22 protein-coding genes are annotated in these 25,558 nt (G+C 70.9%); 17 read left to right on the top strand and 5 right to left on the bottom strand.

The window, feature by feature from the left end; translation table 11 throughout:
* Positions 1–113 precede the first annotated feature (113 nt).
* Positions 114–1,412 carry a serine--tRNA ligase gene (gene serS / locus ACFY8O_RS25120; RefSeq protein WP_387905952.1) on the top strand — a complete coding sequence of 433 codons (1,299 nt, stop codon included), beginning with the start codon at positions 114–116 and terminating at the stop codon, positions 1,410–1,412.
* Here serS and ACFY8O_RS25115 read toward each other — a convergent pair.
* The 3 genes from ACFY8O_RS25115 to ACFY8O_RS25105 form a co-directional block, all read right to left on the bottom strand.
* Entirely contained in the window at positions 1,396–2,190 is a 795-nt protein-coding gene (locus ACFY8O_RS25115; RefSeq protein ID WP_387905950.1) for an AfsR/SARP family transcriptional regulator, read from the bottom strand. The two genes, serS and ACFY8O_RS25115, sit on opposite strands and share 17 nt — an antisense overlap.
* A gap of 290 nt (positions 2,191–2,480) precedes the next feature.
* Positions 2,481–2,621: a hypothetical protein gene (locus ACFY8O_RS25110; RefSeq protein WP_167526236.1), complete on the bottom strand. Its 141-nt coding sequence runs from the start codon at positions 2,619–2,621 to the stop codon at positions 2,481–2,483.
* 17 nt (positions 2,622–2,638) lie between these two features.
* Entirely contained in the window at positions 2,639–3,646 is a 1,008-nt protein-coding gene (locus ACFY8O_RS25105; protein ID WP_145809741.1) for a phosphatidylglycerol lysyltransferase domain-containing protein, read from the bottom strand.
* 413 nt (positions 3,647–4,059) lie between these two features.
* Here ACFY8O_RS25105 and ACFY8O_RS25100 point away from each other — a divergent pair, with 413 nt between their 5' ends.
* From ACFY8O_RS25100 to ACFY8O_RS25025, 16 genes are all read left to right on the top strand, one after another.
* Positions 4,060–5,547 (top strand): aldehyde dehydrogenase family protein, encoded by a 1,488-nt coding sequence (locus ACFY8O_RS25100; protein ID WP_387905947.1) that lies wholly within the window; start codon positions 4,060–4,062, stop codon positions 5,545–5,547.
* Positions 5,548–5,573: 26 nt separating this feature from the next.
* Positions 5,574–6,713 (top strand): acyl-CoA dehydrogenase family protein, encoded by a 1,140-nt coding sequence (locus ACFY8O_RS25095; RefSeq protein WP_145809739.1) that lies wholly within the window; start codon positions 5,574–5,576, stop codon positions 6,711–6,713.
* 51 nt (positions 6,714–6,764) lie between these two features.
* Positions 6,765–8,054 carry an aspartate aminotransferase family protein gene (locus ACFY8O_RS25090; protein WP_387905944.1) on the top strand — a complete coding sequence of 430 codons (1,290 nt, stop codon included), beginning with the start codon at positions 6,765–6,767 and terminating at the stop codon, positions 8,052–8,054.
* Between the two features lies 1 nt (position 8,055).
* Positions 8,056–8,541 carry a type II toxin-antitoxin system RatA family toxin gene (locus tag ACFY8O_RS25085; RefSeq protein WP_387905942.1) on the top strand — a complete coding sequence of 162 codons (486 nt, stop codon included), beginning with the start codon at positions 8,056–8,058 and terminating at the stop codon, positions 8,539–8,541.
* Between the two features lie 15 nt (positions 8,542–8,556).
* The gene (locus ACFY8O_RS25080) at positions 8,557–9,054 is read left to right on the top strand and encodes a hypothetical protein (RefSeq protein WP_208766088.1); all 498 of its coding nucleotides are present in this window, start codon (positions 8,557–8,559) and stop codon (positions 9,052–9,054) included.
* Positions 9,051–9,626, top strand: coding sequence for a flavin reductase family protein (locus ACFY8O_RS25075; RefSeq protein ID WP_145809734.1), 576 nt, complete (start codon positions 9,051–9,053; stop codon positions 9,624–9,626). Before ACFY8O_RS25080 ends, ACFY8O_RS25075 begins: the two co-directional genes overlap by 4 nt.
* A gap of 12 nt (positions 9,627–9,638) precedes the next feature.
* A complete protein-coding gene (locus tag ACFY8O_RS25070; RefSeq protein ID WP_387905938.1) occupies positions 9,639–10,610 on the top strand; it encodes a VlmB-like protein in 972 nt (323 codons plus the stop codon).
* Positions 10,611–10,615: 5 nt separating this feature from the next.
* Positions 10,616–11,647 (top strand): beta-ketoacyl-ACP synthase III, encoded by a 1,032-nt coding sequence (locus ACFY8O_RS25065; protein WP_387905936.1) that lies wholly within the window; start codon positions 10,616–10,618, stop codon positions 11,645–11,647.
* 24 nt (positions 11,648–11,671) lie between these two features.
* A complete protein-coding gene (locus tag ACFY8O_RS25060; RefSeq protein WP_145809729.1) occupies positions 11,672–11,902 on the top strand; it encodes a phosphopantetheine-binding protein in 231 nt (76 codons plus the stop codon).
* Between the two features lie 58 nt (positions 11,903–11,960).
* Positions 11,961–13,463 carry an APC family permease gene (locus tag ACFY8O_RS25055; protein WP_145809727.1) on the top strand — a complete coding sequence of 501 codons (1,503 nt, stop codon included), beginning with the start codon at positions 11,961–11,963 and terminating at the stop codon, positions 13,461–13,463.
* Positions 13,460–13,639 (top strand): hypothetical protein, encoded by a 180-nt coding sequence (locus ACFY8O_RS25050; protein WP_387905933.1) that lies wholly within the window; start codon positions 13,460–13,462, stop codon positions 13,637–13,639. The genes ACFY8O_RS25055 and ACFY8O_RS25050 overlap by 4 nt, the downstream gene beginning before the upstream one ends.
* Positions 13,636–15,207: a long-chain-fatty-acid--CoA ligase gene (locus ACFY8O_RS25045; RefSeq protein ID WP_387905932.1), complete on the top strand. Its 1,572-nt coding sequence runs from the start codon at positions 13,636–13,638 to the stop codon at positions 15,205–15,207. The genes ACFY8O_RS25050 and ACFY8O_RS25045 overlap by 4 nt, the downstream gene beginning before the upstream one ends.
* Positions 15,208–15,359: 152 nt before the next feature.
* The gene (locus ACFY8O_RS25040) at positions 15,360–15,725 is read left to right on the top strand and encodes a nuclear transport factor 2 family protein (protein ID WP_145809722.1); all 366 of its coding nucleotides are present in this window, start codon (positions 15,360–15,362) and stop codon (positions 15,723–15,725) included.
* Between the two features lie 166 nt (positions 15,726–15,891).
* Positions 15,892–16,233 (top strand): acyl carrier protein, encoded by a 342-nt coding sequence (locus ACFY8O_RS25035; RefSeq protein ID WP_387905928.1) that lies wholly within the window; start codon positions 15,892–15,894, stop codon positions 16,231–16,233.
* A gap of 164 nt (positions 16,234–16,397) precedes the next feature.
* Positions 16,398–17,855: an MFS transporter gene (locus ACFY8O_RS25030; RefSeq protein ID WP_145809720.1), complete on the top strand. Its 1,458-nt coding sequence runs from the start codon at positions 16,398–16,400 to the stop codon at positions 17,853–17,855.
* Between the two features lie 102 nt (positions 17,856–17,957).
* Positions 17,958–18,338: a nuclear transport factor 2 family protein gene (locus ACFY8O_RS25025; protein WP_145809718.1), complete on the top strand. Its 381-nt coding sequence runs from the start codon at positions 17,958–17,960 to the stop codon at positions 18,336–18,338.
* Positions 18,339–18,400: 62 nt separating this feature from the next.
* On the opposite strand, the gene ACFY8O_RS25020 is transcribed toward ACFY8O_RS25025, so the two are convergent.
* Both ACFY8O_RS25020 and ACFY8O_RS25015 read right to left on the bottom strand, forming a co-directional pair.
* The gene (locus tag ACFY8O_RS25020) at positions 18,401–19,183 is read right to left on the bottom strand and encodes a thioesterase II family protein (protein WP_387905924.1); all 783 of its coding nucleotides are present in this window, start codon (positions 19,181–19,183) and stop codon (positions 18,401–18,403) included.
* 85 nt (positions 19,184–19,268) lie between these two features.
* Entirely contained in the window at positions 19,269–25,547 is a 6,279-nt protein-coding gene (locus ACFY8O_RS25015) for a type I polyketide synthase (protein ID WP_387905921.1), read from the bottom strand.
* Positions 25,548–25,558: the final 11 nt, after the last annotated feature.

The following is a 25,558-nucleotide window of genomic DNA, read 5'->3' as shown; positions in this document are numbered from 1 at the left end:
CGAAGCAGACACTCCGCCGGTCCGTGCGGGGTGCCGTACCGACCCGTCGCCCACTGGTCCGGGCCCGCGGCCCGGTGGCATCCACGCATGAGCCGAGCGAAGGAAACCATGCCGTGCACGATGTGCGAGAACTGCTGAAGCTGGGGGCCGAGGCCGAACGCAAGCTGGCCCGGCGCCGCTACACCCTCGATCTCCCCGGTCTGCGCGAGGCGCACCGCCGCCGCTCCGACTCCCTCGCCACCCTCGAACGCCTGCGGGCCGAGCTCAAGAAGAGCGGGGCCGGCCGCCGGGCCGGAGCCGAGGGCCCCACGGAGGCCGAGCGGGAGCGCGCACGGTCGCTGCGGGAACGGGTCCAGGCCGCCGAGGCGGACGTCCGCACCGTGGAAGCGGCCCTGCGGGAACAGCTCCTGCGGATCCCCAACCTGCCGCTCGACGAGATACCCGACGGCCATTCGGAGAAGGACGCCGTCGAGGTCCGCAGGGGCGGCCCCCCGATCCGTAAGGACGTCGAGCCCCGCCACCACGCGGAGATCGGCACGGACCTGGGCATCCTCGACACGGAGGGGGCGTCGCGCCTCTCGGGAGCCCGGTTCGCCGTGCTCAAGGGCCCGGGGGCGCGACTGGAACGCGCCCTGGTGTCCTTCCTCCTCGACCTGCACACCCAGCGGAACGGCTACACGGAGTACTCCGTGCCGCACCTCGTGACCAGGGACACCATGACCGGCACGGGGCAACTGCCCAAGTTCGAGGAGGACCTCTTCGCCACGTCGGCCGGCGACCGGGAGCTCTTCCTCATCCCCACGGCCGAGGTACCCCTCACCAACCTCGTCGCCCGCGACCCGGCCGACGAGGCCGCGCTCCCCCTGGCGCTCACCGCCGCCACCCCCTGCTACCGCGCCGAGGCGGGATCGTACGGCCGGGACACCCGCGGCATCCTGCGCCTGCACCAGTTCGAGAAGGTGGAGCTGGTCCGGGTGTGCACCCCGGAGCGGGCGAGGGCGGAACTGGAGGTACTGGTGGGGCACGCCACCGACTGCCTGGAGGAGCTGGGCCTCTCCTACCGGGTCGTAGTGCTCCCGGCCGGTGACACCGGCTTCTCGGCCCGGATGACGTACGACATCGAGGTGTGGCTCCCCGGCAGCGACGCCTACCGGGAGGTGTCCTCGTGCTCCGACTGCGGGGACTTCCAGGCCAGACGCGCCGGAATCCGCTACCGCGACGCGGCCGGACGCAGGAGGCCCGCGGCCACCCTCAACGGCTCGGCCCTGCCTGTCGGGCGGACCGTCGCCGCGCTGCTGGAACAGGGCCTGCAGCCGGACGGTTCCGTCCGGCTGCCCGAATGCCTGGTGCCCTACACCGGGTTCCGGTGGATTCTGCCGGGCGGCGGTACCGCCCTCACGACGCGAGGTTGATCGGCTGAGGGGACGGGTTCAGCGAGGGCTCCTGGTTGAGTATGTCCCTGAACAGCCTCTTCAGCTGGGGGGACGGCTCGATGCCGAGCTCGTCCACCAGCCGGGCCCTGGCCGCGTTGTACGCCTCCATGGCGTCCGCCTGCCGGCCGCAGCGGTAGAGGGCGAGCATCAGCAGTTCGGTGAGCCGCTCCCGCCAGGGATGTGTCACGCTCATCCGCCGCAACTCGCTGATCACCGAGTGCGGTTCGTTGCACCGCAGCCCGAGCTCGTACTTGCACTCCAGGGCCGCGAGGTACTCCTCGTCCAGCTCCAGGGAGACGCTGCGGCACATCGGGCTGGAGGAGACGTCGTGCAACGGATCGCCCTGCCACAGCGACAGCGCCGAGTCCAGCAGTGAGCGGGCGCGCAGCGGGGCGTCGACCATGGCCACCCGGGCGCGGGCGATGCGGTCCCGGAAGACGTTGATGTCCACCCGGTCCGGACACAGGTCCAGGATGTAGCCGGACGCATGGATGTTCAGCGAAGGCGCCGGCTGGGGGCCCTCGTCGCCGAGACGCCGCAGCGTGCGCCGCAGGCGCGACACATGGGCCTGAAGGGCGTTGGACACACCGTCCGGCGGGTTGTCGCCCCACAGCTCCGTGTAGAGCTGCTCGCTCTGCACGAGCCGGCCCGCCCGCAGCAGCAGCGTGGCGAGCAGGATGCGCTGCTGCGTGCCCGCGATGGCGGTGAACTGGTCGTTCACGACAGCTCCGACCGAGCCCAGCACGGTGAACCTCATTGGGTACTCCTCCATGTGAACGCTTCGGGACCCCCTCGGGGAAGGCGAGAGGGAAGCTACCAACGGCGGCTGGAACGGGACTTGAGCCGACCTCGGGGGCGGGGCCCGTGTGAGCTCGACCCCCGCCTCCGGCGGTGCCCCGGAACCCGGCCGCGCACCGGCCGGGGCACCGCACCGGGCCCGCCTCGCCGTCCCGTCGTGCACCGGCCGCAGCACGACACCGGGCCGCCCCCGCCGCATCCGCCTCACGGCGGCGCGGCAGGGGCGGCCCGGCTCTCCCTGGCCTGGTGTCAGGCCCCTTCGGCCCGCAACGCCTCGTCCAGCGACTGCAACGCCCGGTCGGCCGCCGCTGCGACCTCGGCGTCGTCGGGGTCGCCGCACAAGCGGGTGAACAGTTCGACGATCTGATCCTGGGCGGCTTGCACACTCATCGCGAATCTCCTTGCCTCTACAGGGCGCCCGCGGCGCGGAAGATGTGGACGAACGCGTTGACGCTCGCCGGTCCCTGGAACGCCGCGTACTCGGCGAGCACCAGGCTCTGGTTCCACTTCTCCTTGTACGCCAGCTGTGTCGCCGCGGGATACACGTCCTTGCCGTGCTCCCAGAGGAAGTGCATGAACCAGCGGAAGGCGTCGCTGCTGCCCGGCATCTCGAACTTCTCGTCCAGGCCGGTGAACGGCGTGAAGCCGAAGTGGAGCCACCGCACCTCCTCCGCCATGAACGCCTCGATCGCGGTCTTGTTGATCGCCTCCATGATTCCCGGGCCGGACTCCGGGCGGCGCCGTGAGAGATCGTGCATCCAGCCCGGGCGTCCGCCGTAGACGGGGGAGTACAGCACGTAGCCCACCGCCACGCCGTCCACCAGGCCGAGGAAGAGCCTGCGGTGCTTCTGGGCGGGTCCGCCGCACTGGCCGACCAGGTACTCCAGAGGCTTGGCGCCCTCTCCCTTGAGCGGCAGCCAGAGCTGGTCGATCTCGCGTATCGACTCCTGCCAGGCGTCGTAATCGGCCTCCACGACGGTCAGCCCGTTGCGGAACGCCCGGGAGATCTTGTTCCTGAGCTGCATGAAACGGGTGCCGCGGAGTGAGAAGCCCTCCAGATCGACGGCGTAGGAGGCGCCGATCTGGTTGACGGTGAAGCCGTGTTCCGCGTAGATCCGCGCGTCGTGCTCCTGCAGCTGGACCCCGACGACCTGTCGCCCCTGCTGTGCGGCGAAGGCCAGGAAGCCGTCGAGGAGCGCCGTGTAGGAGTCTCCGGGTGCGAACGGGCCGCCCAGCTGGACGAGATACGGACCCGCGCTGCGGTAGACGATGACGCCGGCCAGTCCGGGGAGGGTGAAGTACGAATTCCCCTGGCTCACGGCGAGAAAAGAACTCGGGTTCTCAGCAGCCGTGTACTCCTGGATGGCGTGGTGCACGTAGTCGAATGAAACCGTGCTTTCGATGGTCTCGGCCATGAATACCCCTCGTGCGTGTTGTTTTCCGGGGTGCGGTGGCCGGACCGGTCCGGGAGTCGTGACTGTGACACGGGCGGGGAAGCGGCGCAAGGCGGAGGCAGCCTGTCCGGCCGTGTGTCCGCTCGTCCGTCAGCCCACCGTCAACGCCAGGTCAGACCGAGGCTTCGGTCAGAGGCATGTCAGCGATGGGTAGGGGCGTTCCTGCACTATCACCGGCAGCGATAGGAATACCGGCGCTAAGAGAGAAGGATCGTGCAGTGCGTGAAGTCCTGGGCGGCGCGGATCAGGTTCTGAAAGGGCGATCGAAGCCCCTGCTCAATTACCCCTGCTATGTCGGCGGAAAGGACATCGAGGGAATCGGCTGGGTGTACACGGTCAGCTCCAAGTCGCTCCTCGAGGATGTATTCACCAGCGTGAGTCTCAAGCGTGCGCTCGAGCAGGACCCGGACCCCGGGTCCCCCGCGGCCCAGCACCCGTACGTGGTGGGGCGCTGCGCGGTGATCGGCATGCCCGACGTCTTCGCGGCCACCGACGCCGCCGCCGACGCCGTGGACGCGTGGTCCGCCGTACCGCTGGCGGACAGGCTGAACCTCGGGCGCCGGTTCGGAGAGGAGCTGATCAAGCATCAGGACACCATCCTCGACATCATGGTCGCCGAGGCGCACCCGATCACCCTGGCCCGCTGGGAGCTGAGCTGCCTCGTCCAGGCGTACAGCGAGGAGAGCATCGCCTGGTACGGGCAGCAGATGTACAGCAGGCGCACCTACGGGGACCGCACCCTGATCGTCCGCCGGCAGGCCGACGGCGTCGTGGCGCTCAACCCGCCGCAGAACGCGCCCGTGCCCAACTCCGGCCTGGCGGTGCTCGCCCTCATGGCCGGCAACGCGGTCGTGGTCAGGGCGCCCCGCAGCATCGCGCTCAGCACCCTCTACATCCTGCGTGAGCTGGCGGTCCCGCTGCTGGAGGAGATGGGGGCGCCCCCCGGCACCCTGAACATCGTCTGCGGCACCCCGCAGAAGATCATCGACCACTGGCTCGACGACCCCAGGATCAACGACATCCTCTACTTCGGCTCCAGCGAGGCCGGGCTGCGCTTCGAGCAGCAGTGTGTGGAGCGGGGCAAGAAGCCCATCCTGGAACTGGCGGGCAACGACACGCTCGTGGTCTGGAAGGACGCCGACATCCCGGCGGCCGTGGAGGCCGTCACGGAGGCGTTCTACGGTTCGGGCCAGATCTGCATGGTCCCGAACTGCGTCGTGGTGCACCCCGAGGTGGCCGAGGAACTGATCGCCCGGCTCAAGGAGTCCGCGGAGGCGATCAAGCCCGGGTATCCGGACTCGCCCGAGGTGCTGCTCTCGCCGGTGCGCCGCAGCGAGCGCTTCTTCAGCCTGCTGGCTCAGGCCATGGAGCAGGGCGGCGAGCTCGTCTGCGGCGGCAACCGTGTCGAGCTGGACGGATCGCCTTCCCAGGCGGGGCAGTTCCTGGAGCCGACCGTCGTCAGGGTCGACGGGCTGGAGGAGTCGCAGGAGTACCGCATGGTGTGCGAGGAGACCTTCTTCCCGCTGCTGCCCGTGGTGGTGCCCGCGGAGGCTCCCGACGACGTCCTCCTCGACGACGTGATCCGCTTCGTCAACGCCAACAGGTACGGCCTGCGCAATTCGCTCTGGTCCCGTTCGGACGACGTCGTCGGCACCTTCGTCGCGCGGGTCCGCAACTCCGGGCTGCTGAAGATCAACGACTCCCACATCGGCTTCCTGCCCGTCGTGCCGACGCACGGAGGCACCGGCATGACCGGGGGAGCGTTCGGAGAGGGCAACTACCCCATGCTCAAGACCTCCCACGTGCAGGGAGTGAGCATCGGCACGGGTGCCTCCCCCCGCCGGGCGATGTTCGAAGGCTGACTCACACTCAAAGGGAGGATTTCCCCATGCGGTCCCTCGACGTGGCGCGTGACGCCTGCGAGCGCAATCACCCCGGCCTGTACAAGGCCCTCACGGCGCTGCCCCTGACGGAGCGGGAGGCACCGGGCAGCCCGGTGATCGACCTGTTCCGTACGCACGGCGGCCCGGGCCTGCTGGTGCCCAGCTCGTTCGGCGGGCTCGGGGTCTCCGCCCTGGAGGCGGTACGGGTGACGCGCGCGCTCGGCTCCGCCTCGCCGTCCCTCGCGGCCGGCGCGACCATGCACAACTTCTCCGCGGCCATGCTCTTCGAACTGGCCGAGCGGGCCGCCGAGCCCACCGAGGGCCAGCGGGCCCTGCTGTCCCGGATCGCCCCGGAGGGGCTCCTGCTGGCCTCCGGCTGGGCGGAGGGCCGGACCGAGCAGAGCATCCTCTCCCCGAGCGTCGTCGCCACCCCCGCCCCGGGGGGCTATCTCGTCAACGGCGCCAAGAAGCCGTGCAGCCTGTCCGCCTCGATGGACATGCTGACGGCCAGCGCCTTCCTGCCCGACGAGAACGGCGTGCCGCAGTTGGTCATCCTGCTGGTCCCGTCCGACGCCGAGGGCGTCTCGCTGCACCCCTTCTGGGGTTCCCCCGTACTCGCGGGGGCGCAGAGCGACGAGGTGCGGCTCCACGACGTCTTCGTGCCCGAACACCTCGTCATCCGGGCGACTCCGGAGGACCCGGGCCGGCTCGACGATCTCCAGACGGCCGCGTTCGTCTGGTTCGAGATGCTCGTGACCTCGGCCTACGTCGGGGCAGCGTCCGAGCTGACCGAGCGCGTCCTCACCCGTGGCCGCGGCAGCGTCAGCGACCGCGGTGCGCTGTGCGTGCAGCTCGAATCGGCCGTCGCCCTCACCGAGGGCATGGCCCGTGCCGTCGACGCGGGCGCGTTCGGGGACGAGGCCGTGGCGGCCGTCCTGGTCACCCGGTTCGCCGCGCAGAAGGTCCTGGCCGCGGTCAGCGAGCTGGCCGTCGAACTGCTCGGCGGCATCGCCTTCATCGGCTCACCGGAGATCGCCACGCTCGCCTCGGCGATCAGCCCGCTGGCCTTCCACCCCCCGTCGCGGACCAGCACCGCGGAGGCGCTCGTCGACTACTTCGCCGGCGGACCCCTGCTGCTGCCCTGACGGCGCCCACCACCCGTCCCACACCCCGTGACACCTGAAGGAGGCGCACGTATGTCCACAGTCGTGGACGCCGAGCGATCGGCCGACACCGAGGCGGAGATCCTCGGTCTGTACCGCAAGCACCTGAGCAAGGGCCGCGCCACGGTCGCCGAACTGTTCGGCAGCCACATGGAGATCGAGTCGCAGGGAGCGCGGCTGCGCACCAGCGACGGCATGGAGTTCCTCAACTGCAGTGGGTACGGCGTCTTCGTCATGGGGGCCCGCCACCCGAGGGTGATGTCGCACGTCCGGCGCCAGCTGGAGACCCACCCCATCGCCACCCGGATCCTTCTGGAGCCCACGGTCGGGCGGGCGGCGGAAGCGCTGTCGTCGGTCGTCCCGGGCCACCTCAACCGCATCCACTTCGCGCTCTCGGGCGCCGAAGCGGTTGAGACGGGGCTGAAGCTGGCGCGGGCCAACGGCAAGAAGCGCCTGGTCTCCATGCACATGGGCTACCACGGCAAGACACTCGGCGCGCTCTCCGTCACGGCGAAGGACGTCTACCAGCGGCCCTTCCGCCCCTTGCTGGCCGATGTCACCCATGTGCCCTTCGGTGACCTCGACGCCCTCGAAGAGGTGCTGTCCGCCCACCCCGGCGAGGTCGCGGTGATCGTCGAGCCGGTCCAGGGCGAAGGGGGCGTCATCCTGCCGCCGTCGGGTTACCTGCCGGGCGTGGAGCGCCTGGTGCGCACGTACGACCAGTTCCTGATCCTCGACGAGGTGCAGACCGGCATGGGCCGGCTCGGGGAGTGGTGGGGTGCCGATCTGTACGGCGTCACTCCGGACGTGCTGCTGGCGGGCAAGGCGCTGGGAGGCGGCGTCATGCCGGTCTCCGCGGCGCTGGCCAACCGCAAGACGTTCTCGCCCTTCGACAAGGACCCGTACCTGCACACGGGCACGTTCACCGGCGCGCCCGTCCTGATGGCGGCCGTCATGGGCGCCGTCGAGACCATCAAGGAGGAGCGCCTGGTCAGCAGGTCCGCCGAACTCGGCGCCAAGCTGCTGCCCGAGCTCAGCGCCATCGCCCACCGCAACCTCCCGGGACTGGTGAAGGAGGTACGCGGCCAGGGGCTGCTGATCGGCATCGAGCTGATCGAGGCGGGGCTGGCCGGCGAGCTGCTCATCGAGCTGTTCAACCACGGCGTGGTCGGCAACCACTCGATGAACGGCAGCGCGGTCGCCCGGCTCACCCCGCCGGCGATCCTCACCGACGCCGATGTGAGTTTCCTGCTCGACGCGTTCGACAAGGCCACCCGGGCCCTGGTCGAGCAGAGCGCCCGGATGCCGGAAGGTGGCCACTGACATGCGCAAAGTCATCCTGGACGCGGTGATCGCGAACGAGGACGCGGGAACCGTCTTCGAGAACGTGTCGCGCTTCGCCCGCTACCCGGAACTGTCACCGCACGTGCAGTCCACGGAGGTGACCGAGACCCGCCCGAGCGCCACCGGAACGTCCAGCTGGGAGCTGCTCTTCCGCAGCGGGCTGCTGAGCTGGTCCGAGACCGAGCGCTTCCTCAAGGACGAACTGCGCATCGAGTTCGAGCAGACCGAGGGCGACTTCGACACCTTCGGCGGCACCTGGACCCTGACCCAGCAGGGGCCCGACACCGCACTGCACTTCGAGTGCGACTTCGACTTCGGCATCGAGAGCCTCGAAGGGATCCTCGACCCGATCGCGGAACGGGTGATCAAGGAGACCGTCGCATGGGCGGTCGTGGGTCTGCACGCGTCGGTGCGTCTCGCCGGCGACCTCGAACTCGCGCCGAGCGGCGGACACACCGCCGCCTGACCTCAGGAGCACACCATGGACATGGCCAACCCGTTCGAGACACCCAACACCTACCGGCTCCACCGGGCCGAATACCTGGTCGGCCTCGTCGCCGTGGCCGGGCTGTTCATCGCCCACATCGGCGAGGTCCGCTGGGTGCCGGCGGTGATCCTCTTCGCCTACATCGACCTCATCGGCTACATCCCCGGCGCCATCGCCTACCGCCGGAGCCCGGACCACCGCGTGGCCAAGGGCTACTACATCGCGTACAACGTCATGCACAGCATGATCACGCAGATGGTGGTGGCCGCGGTCTGGATCGCGGTCGCGGGCTTCGAGTGGGCGTTGCTGGTCCTGCCGCTCCATCTCTTCGCCGACCGGGGCGTCTTCGGCAACTTCCTGAAGCCGTTCAGCCTGGCCTTCGAGCCCGAGCCCAACCCGGCCTACACCCGGATGGCCGCGGAGCTCCGCCACCGCGAGCGCCGCAGGCAGCGGGAGAGCGCCATGGCGGGTGCCTCCGGCGCGTCCCGGTGAGCCCCGGTGGCCTCCGGCCGGGCGGACCGCAGGACGACGACCTGTCGCGGGCCGCACTGCGCCTGACCACCGGAGTCACCGTCCTGACCGCGCGCCTCGACGGCCACATGCACGGCACGACCGTCAGCGCGGCCGGACTCGTCTCACGCAACCCGATGACGATCGGCGCCGGGCTGCGCCAGGGATCCGAGCTGCTGCAACTGGCCCTCTCCAGCGGACTGTTCGCGGTCAACGTGCTCTCCGGGCGGCAGGCACAGGTCGCCGACTGGTTCGCCAGCCCCCGGCGGCCCCGCGGCAGGGCCCAGTTCGACGTCCTGGAATGGGACCCCGATCCGGCCACCGGGCTGCCGTTGCTGCGGCACACCCTGGCCCGTCTCGTCTGCCGGGTGACCGGCCAGGTCGCCGTCGGTGACCACGAGCTGCTGCTCGCGGAGGTCGTGGACGGCAGCCCCGGCGCGGGCAGCCCGCTGCTGAGCTTCGACGGCGCCCTGCACAGCGCCGAATTCCGTGACGTGGTCCGCCGGCGGTGGGGCCGCGGCCTCGCCGCCACGGCCACCGTCTCCCTGGACTGAGAGAGGAAAGCGATGACCAGCCAGATACCCGCCGAAACAGGGTGGGACACCGCACCCGGTCTCCTCGACGGGGCGAAGAACCTCAACCTGACGCCGCAGCAGTGCGATCTCGCCTACTGGCTCTCCGGCGTGGCACAGGGCACCCTGCTCGGGCGGGCCCGGACGGGACACTCCACCGAGGAGACCACCCCCGAGCACATGCGCAGGCCCGGCCCGCTGCGCGACGCCCTGATCATGGAACTGGGCTGCCGTGCGGTCGCCGAGACGGAGGCCACCAAGGCGCTCGCGCACTACGTCGCAGCGGCCCCCGGCACGCCCGAACTGGAGTTCTTCTCGACCCAGTTGCTCGACGAGGCGCGGCACGCGATGGTCTTCCGCAACCACCTGCTGGAGCTCGGTGTCCCCGCCGGCGACCTGCACGCCACCGTCGAGCGGGTGTCGGGCGCGTACACCCGCGACGTGGTGGACCCGATCCTGGACTTCGCCCTGCGTGCGGTGCGGGACGAGGGGGACTTCATCGGCGGGGTGGCGGTGTTCACCATCGTCATCGAGGGCGTCCTGGCCCCCGCCGCCGAACTCAGCGAGCGCAAGTGGAACGTGCTCGACCCGGCCGCCGGCGCGATCGCACGCGGCGCCTCGATCGACGAGATCCGCCATCTCTCGGTGGGCAGCACCGTCGTCCGCGACCACCTCCTGGCGGACCCCGGTTACCTGCCGCGGCTGACGGACATCCTGGAGCGTGGCCGCGCCCTGTGGGACGAGATCCCGGACCGCGCCTACGTCCTGGAGCGCGAGGAGCTCTTCCAGAAGGGCATGCACGACCACGCCGACCTCATCCGGGACTACGAGGTCTTCCCCGGCCGCCTGCTGCTCGACACCACCCCCGAGGAGCGCTACGACCTCGCCGAGCGCTGGACGGACGAGATGGCCGAGAGCCGCTTCGCGTACATGGGCCTCGACCCCGCCGTCATGCGGATCGGCTGACGGCGATGACCACCGGCCACCACTGCCGCGGGCCCGCCGCGGTGATCAGCGGGCTCGGAGCCTGCGTACCCCCGCGCGCGGTGACCAACGACGAGCTCGCCGCCTATCTGGACACCTCGGACGAGTGGATCAGGCGGCGCACGGGCATCGCGTCGAGGCACCGCGTCGACCCCGGTACGTCGACCGGGGACCTCGCGGTCACGGCCGCCGAACTGGCGCTCAAGGCCGCGGGCGTCACCGAAGCCGACGCCGTCGTCCTCGGTACGACCACCCCGGACCGCCTCTGCCCTGCCACCGCGCCCGAGGTGGCGACCCGGCTCGGGCTCACCGGCGTGGCCGCGTTCGACGTGTCGGCGGTGTGCACCAGCTTCCTCTACGGACTGGGCACCGCCGCCGGGATGATCGCCGCGGGGATGGCCCAGCGTGTGCTGGTCATCGGCGCGGAGACCTTCACCTCGATCCTCGACCCCGCCGACCGTTCGACCGTACCCATCTTCGGCGACGGGGCAGGGGCGGTCGTGCTGAGGGCCGGCGACCCCGCCGAACCGGGGGCCATCGGCCGTGTCCTGCTCGGCAGCGACGGCGGGCAGAGCGACCTGATCCGGATACCCGCGGGCGGGTCCCGCCAGCGGACCTCCGGCGCCGTCGCCCCCCTGGCCGACCACTACTTCCGGATGAACGGCTCCGACACCTACCGGCACGCCGTGGAGCGCACCACCGCGGTGGCCCGCGAGGCGCTGGACCTGGCCGGCTGGGAGGCGGCAGAGGTGGACCGGTTCGCGGCCCACCAGGCCAACGCCCGCATCATCGGGGCCGTCGCCGACCGGCTCGGCGTCCCCGCGGGGGCCCACCGCCTCTCCAACATCGACAGGGTCGGCAACACCGCCGCCGCCTCCGTACCGCTGCTGCTCACCGAGTCGGCAGCCGCCGGGCTCCTGAGCCCGGGCGACCGCACACTGATCGCCGCCTTCGGCGGTGGCGTCACGTGGGGCGCGACCACCCTCGTCTGGCCGGACGTACCGGCCCTGACCGCCTGAACCCGCACTCCCGAGGAGGAAGTCGTGTACGAGCAGATCAAGAAGATCCTGATGACGAGCTTCAACGTGGCCGAGGAGGACTTCGTCGAGGGCGCGACCCTGGACGACCTCGGTCTGGACTCCCTCGACCTGGTCGAGCTGTCCATGCAGCTGGAGACCCTCGGGGCGCGCGTCACCGACGACGAGATGGTGGAGGCGGGGCGGCTCGACGCCGTCGTGGCCCTGCTGGAGAGCCGACTGGCCACCACCGGCTGACGCACGGGGCGGCCGGCGGCGCCGGCCTCTCCTCCACCCACCGCCATCGGGAGGAACCATGAGTGAGCCCTCGCCACCGTCCGAGGACGGTGGGCTGTCCCGCACCCTGACCACACCCAAGATCGTCTTCCTGATCATCGCCGCCGCCGCACCCCTCGCGGCCATGGTGGGAACCGTCCCGCTCGCCTTCGCGCTCGGCAACGGCGCCGGGGTGCCGGCCATGTTCGTCTTCAGCGGCCTGACCCTGATGTGCTTCTGCTCCGGGTACGCCGCCATCAGCCGGCGGGTCGTCAACGCCGGCGGCTTCTACACGTACATCTCGTGCGGGCTCGGCCGGCCCGCGGCGGTCGGCGGGGGACTGATCGCGGTGGTCGCGTACAACGCCGCCTCCGCCGGACTGCTCGGCGCCTTCGCCTACTTCGCGCAGCTGGTCGGCGCCTCCCACGGGCTGGACCTTCCGTGGGAACTGTGGGCCGCGGCCGGTCTGGCCGCCGTCGCCGTGCTCGGTTACCGGCAGATCGACGTCAGCGCCCGGGTGCTCGCCGTCGTGCTGATCTGCGAGGTGGGCATCCTCCTCGCGCTGGGTGCCGCGATCCTCCTCGACCGCGGAGGATCCGCACTGCCGTCCACCTCGTTCTCCGCGCACACGGTCACCGGCGCGGGCATCGGGGTGTCGATGATGTTCGCCTTCATCTCGTTCATCGGCATCGAGTCGGCGGCCCTGTACGGCGAGGAGGCACACCACCCGGAGCGCACCGTCTCGCGGGCCACCTACATCGCCGTGTCCCTGATCGCCCTCTTCTACGGCCTCATCAGCTGGCTCGCCGTGGGAGCGGTGGGAGCGACGCGGGTGCAGGAGGTCGCCACCCGGGAACTCGGAGACCTGTTCCTCAACCTCAGCGACGACTACCTCACCAGCGCGCTCACCTCGCTCATGCAGCTCCTGCTCTGCCTCAGCCTGTTCGCGAGCTGGCTGGCGCTGCACAACGCCGCCAACCGCTACATGTTCGTCCTCGGGCGGGAGAAGGTCATGCCGGCCGGGCTGTCCGCCGTGCACCGCCGCTTCCGCTCGCCTCACCGGGCCGGCCTGGCGCAGACCGGCTTCAGCGCCGTGGTGGCCACGGCGTTCGCACTGGCCGGGCTCGACCCGTACATGGGGCTCACCACCAGCATGCTGGGACTGGGCACGGTCGGCATCGTGGTGCTCCAGGCACTGGCCTGCCTCTCCGTCATCGGCTTCTTCCGCAACCGCGGCGACGGCCACTGGTGGAACACCCGGCTCGCCCCGGTGCTCGGCTTCGCCGGGCTCTCCCTGGCCACGGTCCTGGTGGTGGCCAATTTCGACACCATGACCGGCACCACGAACCCCGTGGTGGCTGCCCTGCCCTGGGTCGTCCTCGGCTCCGGCGTGATCGGCGTCGGCTACGCCCTGTGGATCCGCTCCGCCCGGCCCGCACGGTACGCCCGGCTCGCCGGGGTCGAGACGCGGGACCCCGCACCGCCGGAGCCCGGCCCCGAAGCCCTGGTCACGGCCGGGCCGGCGCACCGGCGCACGCCGTGACCCCCCAGTCGGGCCCGCTCGGCGGGGTGTGGCCGGACCTCCCCGCGCCGCCCCCGCCACGGCTCGACCCGATGGTCTGCAGCGTCGGGGACTTCCTGGCGCTGCTCAACGAAGCGGTCCGGCTGCACCTGGCCGGGGCCGCGCTGCCGACAGACGGACAAGGAGCGACAGGATGACTGGTCAGGACCCGGCCACGATCACGGCGCGGCTGCGGCTGCACGCGCGGCAGAGGCCGGACCACCCGGCGATCATCTGCGAGGGGCGGCAGGTGACCTACGCGCGGCTCGACCGGGAGAGCAACCGTACCGCCCACGCGCTCCGCGCGACGGGCCTGGCCCCGGGCAGCCGGGTGGCCTACCTGGGAAGGGAGTCGGAGCACTACTACGACCTCGTGCTGGGCGTGATCAAGGCCGGTCTCGTGATGGTGCCGGTCAACTGGCGCCTGACGGCTCCCGAGGTGGACCACGTGCTGCGCGACTCGGGCGCCCGGCTGCTGTTCGTGGAACCCCAGTTCCGGCACATCGCCGACGCCCTGCGGGAGGAGCTGCCGGAGCTCACCGAGATCGTCGTGACGGACGACGGGCCGGTCCGCGGGTCCGGATTCCTCGCGTGGAAGGCGGGGCGTCCGGAGACGGAGACCGGCGGGGGCGCGAGCACCGACGACTCCATCCTCCAGATGTACACCAGCGGCACGACGGGACTGCCCAAGGGGGTGGTCCTGGCGCACCGCACCTACTTCACCTTCCAGGACGGGATGGAGCGGGCCGGCCTGGACTGGATCGACTGGCTGCCGGACGACGTCGCCCTGATCTCCTTCCCGGGGCTGCACTCCGGCGGGATGGCGTGGTTCATGTTCAACCTGGTCGCAGGGGCGACCAGCGTCGTCATGCCGATCTTCATCCCCGAGGAAGCGGTCAGGCTGATCGCCGAGCACCGGGTGACCACCACGTTCTGCGCACCGGCGATGCTCCAGATGATGCTGGACGAGCCGGCCGCGGGCCCCGAGGCGTTCGCGTCGCTGCGGAAGGTGACGTACGGCGGCGCCCCGATGCCCGCCGAGCTGATGCGGCGCTGCATCGACGAGTTCGGCAGCGAACTCGCACAGATGTATGCCTCGGCCGAGACCGGGAGCGTGGTCACCTGCCTGACGCCGGCCGAGCACGTCCCCGGTGGGCCGAAGGCCCTCTCGGCGGGGCGGGTGTGCCCCGGCAACGAGATACGCATCCTGGACGGTGAGGGCAAGCCCGTCGCCCCTGGTGAAATCGGCCAGATTTCGGTGCGTACGCCGGCGCGCTTCGTGGAGTACTGGGGCAACCCCGCCGCCACCCGCGAGGCCCTCGACGACGGCTGGCTGAAGATGCCGGACGCCGGCTACCTCGACGAGGACGGCTACCTCTTCGTCTGCGACCGCATCAACGACATGATCATCGTCGCCGGCCAGAACATCTACCCGGCCGAGGTCGAGAACGCCCTGCGGGCCGCGAGCCCCGCGGTGGCCGACGTCGTGGTGGTCGGGGTGCGGGACGACCGGTTCGGTGAGATCACGAAGGCCGTCGTCGTGCTGCGGCCGGGGCACGAAGTGACGGGGCGTCAGCTCATGGTGGCGCTGCGTGGGCGGATCGCCGACTTCAAGATCCCCACCCGGTACGAGTTCGTGGACCGGCTCCCGCGCAACCCCACCGGCAAGGTCCTGCGCCGTGAACTGCGCGATCCCATCAGGCCCGAGGCCGGCGTACGAAGCTGACCAAAAGCTCACCAAGGGCGGTTCGGGGACGACTGCGGCGTGCCACCATCGGGGCCGCCGGTACAGGGCGTGACCTTTCCCGGCGCATACATCACCCGACCGCAGGACAAACCGGTCTCGCCGGTTGCAGAGAAGTGACGAGAGAGGAACCAATGAGCGACCTGAACGACTTCGCCCGGCGCTACATCGACGCGTGGAACGAGGCGGAGGCGGGAGCCCGGCGAACGAAGATCGTCGAGCTCTTCGCGCCGGACGCCGTGCACTACACCCCGACGCGGGAGTTCCACGGCCACGAGCAGCTGGAGGCACGGTTCCTCGAGGCCTACGAGCAGTTCGTCAAGCCCGGTGAGCACGTCTTCCGGGCCGTCGACAACGCCAACGGCCACCACGACGCGGTGCGCTTCAACTGGGAGATGCTCCACCTGGCGAGCGGTGAGGTGAGGGGCGTCGGCTTCGACTTCATCGTCCTCGACAAGGAGGGGCGCATCAAGAGCGACCACCAGTTCATCGACGGCTGACAATGGCGGGCCGCCCCGGCCCGCGCTGAACCCCGACCGCCGACACCCCCACCGTACAAACCACTCCGGGCCGAGGCCGGCCACCGCCTTCGCGTGGGCGGCGGGTTCCGGCCCGGAGTGCGCAGGAGACCGACCAGGACACCACTCACCGCCTCCGGAGGCACGCGTGCCCGCCATACCGGCCTCGGCCGAGACCGAGATGTACCCCGCCGTCCAGGAACTCCTGGACCTGCCCCGTTCCGAGCGCCGTGACGCGCTCGAGGCACTGATCGCCGCCGAGTTCAGGGCGACTCTGCTCATGACGGACGACGAGGAACTTCCCCTCGACACGAGCTATTTCGAACTCGGGTTCACCTCCCTGCGGATCACCGAGGTCAAGCAACGCCTCGAAGAGCTCCTCGGGCGCCCCGTCAGCACCACGCTGCTCTTCAACAGCCCCACCGTGAACCAGCTGCTGGACCACCTCGGCACCGAGGTGTTTCCGCAGCTCTTCGCTCCCTCGGCCTGATCTCGAACAGCGGCCGCAGGCATGTGAATGCTTCATATGCGGTCGATGTCGGAGTACCTGGCCCGAGACGAACTGCCGTGGGACATTCCGGTCGGTGGCCTACCAGGGCATCCACACCAGCCACCTCGCTCACCGCAGCGCCATCATGATGATCGGGAGTTTCCATGACCACCAGTAGTGCCAGACCGGCAGCTGCTCCGGCCACGGGGCCGGACGCTCCGACCACCGAACCCGGCTCCGCGACCATGTGGATCGTCCTGACCGGCCTCTTCATGGCGGTACTCGACTTCTTCATCGTCAACGTGGCCCTGCCCGCCACCCAGCAGGAGCTGCACGCCAGCGAGGCGGCGGTCCAGTGGATCGTCGCCGGCTACGGGCTGACGTACGGCGCGGGCCTCATCACCGGCGGGCGTCTGGGTGACATGTTCGGCCGGCGTGCCGTCTTCATGACCGGCATGGCGCTCTTCACGCTGGCCTCGGTCTTCTGCGGCATCGCGCCGAACTCGGGAGTCCTCGTCGTGGGCCGCCTGGCCCAGGGCGTCGCCGCCGCGCTCACCGCCCCGCAGGTCCTCGCCGTACTCCGCACGGTGTACAGCGGAAAGGCCCAGGCCCGCGCCTTCAGCATGTACGGCTTCGTGATGGGAGTGGCCGCGGTCTTCGGCCAGCTCATCGGCGGCGGTCTCATGCGGGCCGACGTCTTCGGCCTCGGCTGGCGGGCCTGCTTCCTCATCAACGTGCCGATCGGCGTCGTCGCCCTGCTCCTCACCCCGCGGTTCGTCCCGGAGTCCAAGGCCGAGGTGAAGTCCCGGCTCGACCCGGTGGGCATGGTGCTCGTCACCGGCGCCCTCGTGGCCCTCCTCATCCCGCTGATCCAGGGCCGCGAGCAGGGCTGGCCGATGTGGATCTGGGGCTCGCTGGCCGCCTCCGCCGTGCTCTTCGCGCTCTTCTTCGCGTACGAGAAGCGGCTGATCGGCAGGAGCGGCTCCGCACTCATCGATCCCGCCATGTTCCGCGACCGGGCCTTCACCGCGGGTCTTCTGGTGCAGCTGGTCTTCTGGATGGGACAGGCCTCCTACTTCCTGATCCTCGCCCTCTTCCTGCAGTACGGCAGGGGACTGGACCCGCTGGGCGCCGGCGTGGTCTTCACGGCGCTCGGCCTCGGTTACATGGCCACCTCCGCCACCGCGCACCGCTTCGCCGCGAAGCTCGGCCGGCAGGTGCTCACCCTCGGCGGGCTGCTCACCACGGTCGGCCTGGTGCTGACCGGCCTCGCCGTGGCCGCCAACGGCGTCGAGGGCAGCGCCTGGTGGCTCGTGCCCGGGCTCTTCCTCGACGGAGCCGGTATGGGCCTGGTCGTGGCGCCGCTCGCCTCCACCGTCCTGACCCGGGTCAAGCCCCAGATCGCCGGCGCCGCGTCCGGGGTGCTCACCACGGCGCTCCAGCTCGGCAACTCCCTCGGAGTGGCGATCATCGGTGTGATCTTCTACGGCGCGGTCTCCACGGAGGACGGGCCGGCCGGCTACGGGCACGCGTACAACGTCAGCCTGTTCTACTCGGCGGCCGTCGGCGTCGTCCTGGCCGTGCTGGTCCAGCTGCTGCCGCGCGGCAAGGACGGCAAGTAACGGCGGACCCGGCGGACCGCCGACCAGTTCCCGGACGCCGGACGGAGCTCCTCGAAGCCCGTCCGGCGTCCGTCATCGGCACGCGACGACAGGAGAACGGACATGACCGGTTACAACCACCTGGCTGAGCGCTACGTCTCGCTGTGGATGGAGAAGGACCCCGACGTGGTGAGCGCGGCCGTGGCCGAACTCTGGTCGGAGGACGGCGAGTACGTCAACGAGGTGCGCCACGTCCGCGGCCACGCGGAGATCGCCGAACAGGTCCGGTTCGCGCAGGACTACTACGCCGAGCGCGGCGTCGCCCACCGCTTCGTCTCCCAGCACGACGCGGTGGGGCTGCACAACTCGGTGCGCTTCGGCTGGGTGCTCCTGTCCACCGAGACGGGCGAGGCGCTTTCCACGGGAACGAACCTCTTCGTCCTCGCGGACGACGGCAGGATCGCCTGCGCCTACCAGTACACCGACCGGCCGCCCACCTTCTGAGCCGACGGCGAAGGGGCCGCCCGGACTGCCGGGCGGCCCCTCCGTCGTTCCCTCCGCCGCGCTCAGTGCCGCCCGGCCGGTGCGGCGTACCTGCGCATCAGCCGCGTGAAGTCGGCCGAGACGGCGAGCGACTCCTCGTGGATGAAGAAGTGGCCGCCGCGGAATTCACTGTTGCCGAGGTAGTCGGGCGTGCGGTCACTCCAGCACGCCATGGCGGACGACTCCACCAGCGGGTCGTTCTTGGCGCTGTAGGTGACGATCGGGCACGACGTCGCGAGGCCGTCGTCGGTGTAGCTCGCACACGCCAGCAGATCCGCCCGCATCGCCGGCAGGACCAGACGCAGCATCTCCCGGTCCCGGTAGATCTCCTCGGGGAGCGAACCCAGCGCCTTCACCCACTCCAGCAGCTCGGCCTCGGGCACGTCCGCCTGCTCCGGGGGCACGGTCCGGAAACCCTCCGGTGCCCAGGAGGAGACCCCGACCAGCGAAGGCCCGCGGCCCCAGGCCCGCTCCATCTCGACCGCGAGCCGGTAGGCGATCTGGCCGCCCATGCAGTGCCCGAAGAAGGCGAAGGGGCGGTCGTCGAGCTCGGCGCTCACCTCGTCCACCAGGGTCTGGATCAGGGCGTCGAAGTCGACGAAGGGGGTCTCCGAGCGCCGCTCCTGGCGCCCGGGCAGCTGGATGAACTGGCACGCGATGTCGTCGCCCAGATGGGCGGGCCAGTCCCGGTACATGGAGGCCGCGCCGCCCGCGTAGTGGAACAGCACGAGCCGCATCGCGGCCTGCGGATCGGTCTCGGCCGGCTGCAGCCAGCGTCCCTGGCCGGCGGCCCTGTGATCGGACATGGGTGAGCACTCCTTGTCATGGATGGAAGGGCCTCCGCGACCGTGATGACACGGTCGCGGAGGCCCGTTACGGAGCCGGTTCGGATCAGGCGGCCGGCTCCGAGGGCCGCGCGATCTGGCCGCCGATGAACTCCGCCAGCAGAGCGGCCGAGGGGTGGTCGAACACGACCGAGGCGGGGAACGGAACCCGGAAGGCGGACTCCAGCGCGTTCTTCAACTCGACCGACATCAGGGAGTCCAGACCCAGTTGGCCGAACGGCGTCGACGGATCGACACTCTCCAGGTCCTCCATGTGCAGGACCGCCGCGACGCGGGCGCGGACGAACTCCTCGACGGCCGTGGCCCGCTCCTCGGCCGGCAGCGCCAGGAGCGCGTCCAGGTCCAGCCCCCGGGCAGCCGTCGCGCTCCTGCCGAGGAGCTCGCGGTAGAGGGCGTTGTCGAGCGGTTTCGTCGCGGTGAACATGTCCCAGTCGCACTCGCCCGCGAGGACCTGGGCCACCGGTGCGCCCAGCAGCGAGGCCAGGGTCCGGGTGCCACGCGCGGGGGTGAACAGCCGCACCCCCTCGTCCGCCCACCGCCTGATGAGCTGGTCGCTGAGGCGCGCGGACATGCCGACCTCACCCCACGGCCCCCAGTTGACGCTGAGCCCGGGGAGCCCGGTGGCGGCCCGGCGGCGCATCAGGTCGTCCAGGAAGGCGTTCGCCGCCGCGTAGTTGCCCTGGCTCATGGCGCCCACGACCGAGGCCGCCGAGGAGTATCCGACGAAGAAGTCCAGCTCCGGCAGGTGCGCGGACGCCTCGTGGAGCAGCCAGCTCCCGTAGACCTTGGCCCTGAAGACCGTGTCGATGTCCTCCCAGGTCAGTGCGGAGACCGGTTTGTCGTCGACGACCCCGGCCGAGTGCACGATGCCACCCACCGGCGGCCCCTGCCCGAGCTCGGCGAAGAGCGCCGCCACGTCCGCGGCCTCCGCGATGTCGCAGGGGTACACCGTCACCTCGGCCCGCTCCCGCAGCCGCTTCTCCAGGTGGGCCACGTCCGGCGCGGCCTCGGTCCGGCGCCCGGCGAGCGCGATGTGCCGGGCCCCCAGATCGACGAGCTTCTCCGCGGTGACGAGACCGAGTCCGCCGAGTCCGCCGGTGACCAGGTAGGTGCGGTCGGGCCGCACGGAGACCTCGCGGGCGGCCGGGCGCCGGCCGTCCTCCATGTCGATGACCAGCTTCCCCACGTTCGCGCCCCGGCTCAGGACACCGAACGCCTCCTCCACCTCGTCGAGCTGGTAGACCGTCGTGGGCAGCGGGGGCAGCAGGCCCGCGCCGACCAGCTCGGCGATCTTCGCCATGATCTCCTGGTTGACGGGGATCAACCGGTCCTCGGGCAGCTCGCTGAGATCGAAGTTGTGGTACGTGACGTCCGGCCGCTGCGCCCGGACCTGTTCCGGGGTCCAGGCCCCGACCTTGCCGAGCTCGATGAAGCGCCCGCCCTCACCCAGCGCCCGCATGCCCGCCGGGATGAAGTCCTTGTTGAGACTGTTGAGCACGAGATCGACCCCCGTGCCTCCGGTGATCCGGTCGACCTCGTCCGCGAAGTCCAGCGTCCGCGAGTGCATCAGGTGCTCGACGCCCTGCTCGCGCAGCACCGGCCACTTGTGCGGACTGGCGGTGGCGAAGACCTCCGCCCCGGCCAGCTGGGCCAGCCGCACCGCGGCCTGACCCACCCCGCCCGCGGCGGCGTGCACCAGCACCTTGTCCCCGGCCTTCATCCCGCCCAGGGTGTGCAGCGCGTAGTAGGCGGTCACGTAGACGGACATCAGCCCGGCCGCGTCCGTCATGCTCAGCCCGGCGGGCTTGGCCACGGCGACGGCCGAAGGAACGGTGATGCGGCGCTTGAACACGCCGAGATAGTTGACGACGACCTCGTCCCCGGGGCGGAACGTCGCCTCCGGACCCGCCGCCACCACCGTGCCCGCGCACTCGAAACCCAGAGGCTGCTCGCCGAACTCCGCCAGCATCCCGAGGGCGTTGAGCACGTCCTTGAAGTTGAGCCCCGCCGCACGCACCTGCACCTGGATCTGGTCACCGGCCGGGACGACGTCCTGCGCCGGCTGCTGCCTGATCCCGGAGAACTGCCCGTACTCCTGCACCGCCAGCTCGACGTTCTCGTCACTCGGGGCGAAGGGAGCGGCCGGCACCATCCGCCGCACATGACGGTGCCCCCCGCGGAACGCCAGCTGGAACTCACCGCCGTCACGGGAGCTCCACTCCGCCGCCAGCTCGGCGCCGCCCCCGCCGGCCGGCAGGTCGATCAGCGTCGTGCGATAGGCGGGGTACTCGTTGAGCACCACCTGCCCGAAGCCCCAGAGGCTCGCCGCGGCGCACGGGGCATCGCCGACCGTGTCACCGGGGAGGTACTGACCCTCCTCGGTGAGCAGCCACAGCCGCTGATCACGGCCGAATCCCGTCTCGTCGAGGACGCGGAGCAGACCGAGGAGGCCGCCGAAGTTGTGTTCGGCCTCCGACCGCAGGCCGTCCCTGCCCGCCCCGCCGTCTCCCGGCCGCCAGAACCACGCGACGTCCGTGACCCGTTCCGTGCGCAGCGTGTCCGCCACGGCACCCGGGTCCGGCGCGAAGCGCAGGACGACACCGCTGTCCGCCGCCGCGGCCACGAGACCGGGCAGCTCCGCGGCCGTACGCCCCAGAACGAGCACGCTCCGGTTCTCCGGCAGGGGCTGCGACACCAGGGACCGCTTGACCCAGTGCACTTCGTGCAGGAAGCGCCGTCCGGCCCGCCCGATGCCGGCCATCCGCTTCAGGCCGAGCCCTCGCAGCTCGTACACCGGCCGGTCACCCTCGAACACCACCAGGTCGAGGGAGATGTCCACGCCCGGAAGCTCACCCGGGGAGCGTCGCACCACCACACGCAGCAGCTCGCCCTTGGGCTTCTTGAAGAGCTGGAAGTGGCCGAACCGGACCGGGAGATAGCTGCTCCCGTCGTCGCCGATCGCGGCGAACGCATGGGTGGCCGCGTCCAGCAGAGCCGGCGGAGCGTGTCCGACCGCGTCGGCGGGCAGGCCCTCCAGCTCGCCGACGGCCAGGGTGCTGTCGCAGCGGGCGACCTCCCGCATCCGGCGGAACTCGGGGCCGTACGGCAGCCCCGCCGCGGCGTAGGCGGAGTAGACCTCGTCCGCGCCGAGCACGTCCTCGGGCTCCCCGGCCGCGTCGGCCAGTGCGCGCAGTTCGTCGGCCAGGCCGCTCGGAGCCGCCGGGCCGGCGGCGAGGGTGGCGGTCGTGTGCAGCCGCTCGATCGCCCCGTCCTGACCCGCCGCGAGGCTCAGCACCTCGACCGTCGCCGATCCGTCGTCCCGGGGCCGGAGCCGGGTGCGCACCTCGACCACGCCCTCCTCCGGCAGGAACATGGCCTCCTTCATCTCCACGTCGAGGACGGGCCGGCTCGTCTCGCCGTACACCGCGTCCTGCAACGCGAGCAGGATCTCGAGGTAGCCGGTGCCCGGCAGGACCACCTGCTCCCCGACGACGTGGTCGGCGAGATAGGCGGGCTTGTGCGGGGACAGCCTCGCGGAGAACTCCCGTACGCCGTCCGGCACGCCCGCGGAGCCGGTGACCTCCTGGCCGAGCAGCGGATGGACGGCGGGACCCGATCCCGCCCCCGCTCCCAGGCCGTGACGCTCCCCCTTCACGGGCAGCCAGTACCGCTTGCGGTCGAACGAGTAGTGCGGCAGGTGGATGCGCCGCCCCTCACGGCCCCGGTGGTACTCGGCCCAGTCCACCGGCAGGCCCGCCGTGTAGAACTGGGCGACGGAGGCGCGGATCGCCGACCCGTCCGTGTCCGCCTTGCCGAGACTGGTCAGCCAGCGGTGGTCCTCCGGCTCGACGCACGCCCGGGCCAGGCCGGACAGCGTGGCCGCCGGGCCCATCTCGATCAGGACGTGCCGTCCACGGCGTTCCAGTGTCCGCATCCCCTGGAGGAAGTCCACCGGGGCGCCGATGTGGCGCACCCAGTAGTCGGCGGTCATCAGCTCGGCGGGCCGGGCGACCCTGCCCGTGACGTTGGAGATCAGCGTGAACGACGGCTCGTGGAAGACGATGCCCGCCAGGGCGGCGCGGAACTCCTCGTACACCTCCGCCATCAGAGGGGAGTGGAACGCGTGCGAGACCGCGAGCCGGCTGACCTTGAGCCCACGCTCCTCCAGTACGGCGGTGACCTCGGCCAGCGAGGCGTCCCCGCCCGATATCACGCACTGCTGCGGGGAGTTGATCCCGGCGACGGTGAGATCGGCGTACCCCTCCAGATACGGAGCCACCTCCTGCGCCGGCGCCCCCACCGCGGCCATGCCGCCGGGGGCGGTCACCGACTGCATGAGGCGGCCTCGGTGGGCGACCAGTGTCACGGCGTCCTCGAGGCTGAACAGCCCCGCGACCGCGGCGGCCACCACCTCGCCGATGCTGTGGCCGATCAGGGCGTTCGGCCGTGCTCCCCACGAGAGCCACAGCCGGGCCAGGGCGTATTCGAGGGTGAACAGAGCCGGTTGCGTGTAACGGGTCCGGTGGACTGCGTCGCCGTCCTCGGCCCGGTCGAGGAGCAGGTCCCGCACGGACCGGCCCACGAGCGGGGCGAACAGCCGGTCGCACTCGTCCACACAGTCCCGGAAGACGGGGAACTGCTCGTAGAGCGGGCGCCCCATGCCCGGGTACTGCGCACCCTGCCCGGTGAACAGGAAGGCCGTCTTGCGGAAGTCACCGGTTCCCCTTTCGTCGCTCTCGAGACGGGCCGCCTGCTTGTCGAGGAAACGGGCCAGCTGGCCGCGGTCGTGCACGACGGCCGCGATCCGCTGGTTGAAGTGGCTGCGGCCGACGTTGGCCGTGTAGCAGAGGTCGCCCACCGGTGTGTCCGGCTGCTCGTCGAGGAACGCCCGGTAGGCCTCGACCTGGAGGCGCAGGCCCTTGCGGTTCTTCGCCGAAAGGGTGAGGAGATGCCCGCCCTCGCCCGTGTGCGGGGGCTCCGCCACGGGACCCTCCGGAGCCTCCTCCAGCACCGCCGCGGCGATGGCTCCGGCGAAACCGAAGCTGTTCACCAGCGCCCGCCGGGTCTCCGCCTTCCACGGACGGCACTCGGTGGGCACGTCCACCGCGTACCGGTCCCACGGGATGCGCGGTGAGCGGTTGACGAGGTTGAGATGCGGGAAGATCGTCGCCGACCGCAGCTGCAGGACGGTCTTCACCACGCCCATGACCCCGGCGGTCGCCTCGGCGTGACCGACATTGGTCTTCACCGACGCGACGTTGATCGGCTCCTCCTTGGTGTGGGAGTCCGAGAACACGTCGCAGATGGCACCCATCTCGATGGGATCGCCCAGCGGGGTACCGGTGCCGTGCGCCTCGACGTACTGGATGTCGCCGGGCTTCAGCCCCGCGTCGGCCAGCGCCTGGTGCATCACCTGTTCCTGGGCGGTGCCGTTGGGGACCGTGAGGCCGGCGCTCTCGCCGTTCTGGCCGATCGCCGTGCCCCGTACGACGGCCAGGATCCGGTCGCCGTCCCGCTGGGCGTCGGAGAGCCGCTTCAGCACGAGGGCCCCCGCCCCCTCGGCGCGGGAGTACCCGTCCGCAGACTCGTCGAAGGTCTTGCACCGGCCGTCCGGAGCCATCATGTTGCCGTTGGAGAACATCACGAAGATCCGCGGATGGTGCAGGAGGTTCACCCCGCCCGCCAGTGCGATGTCGCACTCCCCGCGGCGCAGGCCGCCGACCGCCAGGTGCAGCGCGGTCAGCGAGGAGGCGCACGCGGTGTCGACACTCATGCTCGGCCCCCGCCAGCCGAGGAAGTAGGACACCCGGCCGGAGATCGGGAAGGCGGTGATGCCCGAGGCCAGATGGCCGTCCAGGTCCTCGTACGGCAGCGAGTCGAGCTCCAGCGCGTAGTCGATCTGGCTGGTGCCGATGTAGACGCCGCCGGATCCGTGGCGCAGGGCCGCGGGATCGAGGTTGGCATCCTCCAGCGCACGCCAGGCCGTCTCCAGCATGACCCGCTGCTGCGGGTCGATGAACTGGGCCTCCTTGGGGGAGATGTTGAAGAACTGCGCGTCGAACCGGTCGATGTTGTCGAGGAAGCCCCCGCCCGCCGTGCGGACCTTTCCCCGGTCCTCGTCGTTGTGCGGGGTGAAGGCGGGCACGTCCCAACGGTCCTCCGGCACCGGCCGGATGCCCGAGCCTCCTGCGCGGAGGAACGCCTCGAACTCGTCGAGGGTGTCGTTGTCGCCGGGAAAACGCAGTCCGACACCGATGATGGCGACCGGTTCGTGCTCGGCCTCCGTCCCTGCGGGATGCGGGTCGGGCGCGGAAGTGTCAGGCACGGCCGTGCCTC

Origin of the sequence: Streptomyces argenteolus, assembly GCF_042902585.1 — a bacterium.
GTDB classification, from domain to species: domain Bacteria; phylum Actinomycetota; class Actinomycetes; order Streptomycetales; family Streptomycetaceae; genus Streptomyces; species Streptomyces argenteolus.
Note: the sequence above shows the minus strand (reverse complement) of the source record. Positions and strands in the feature narration are given on the sequence as shown.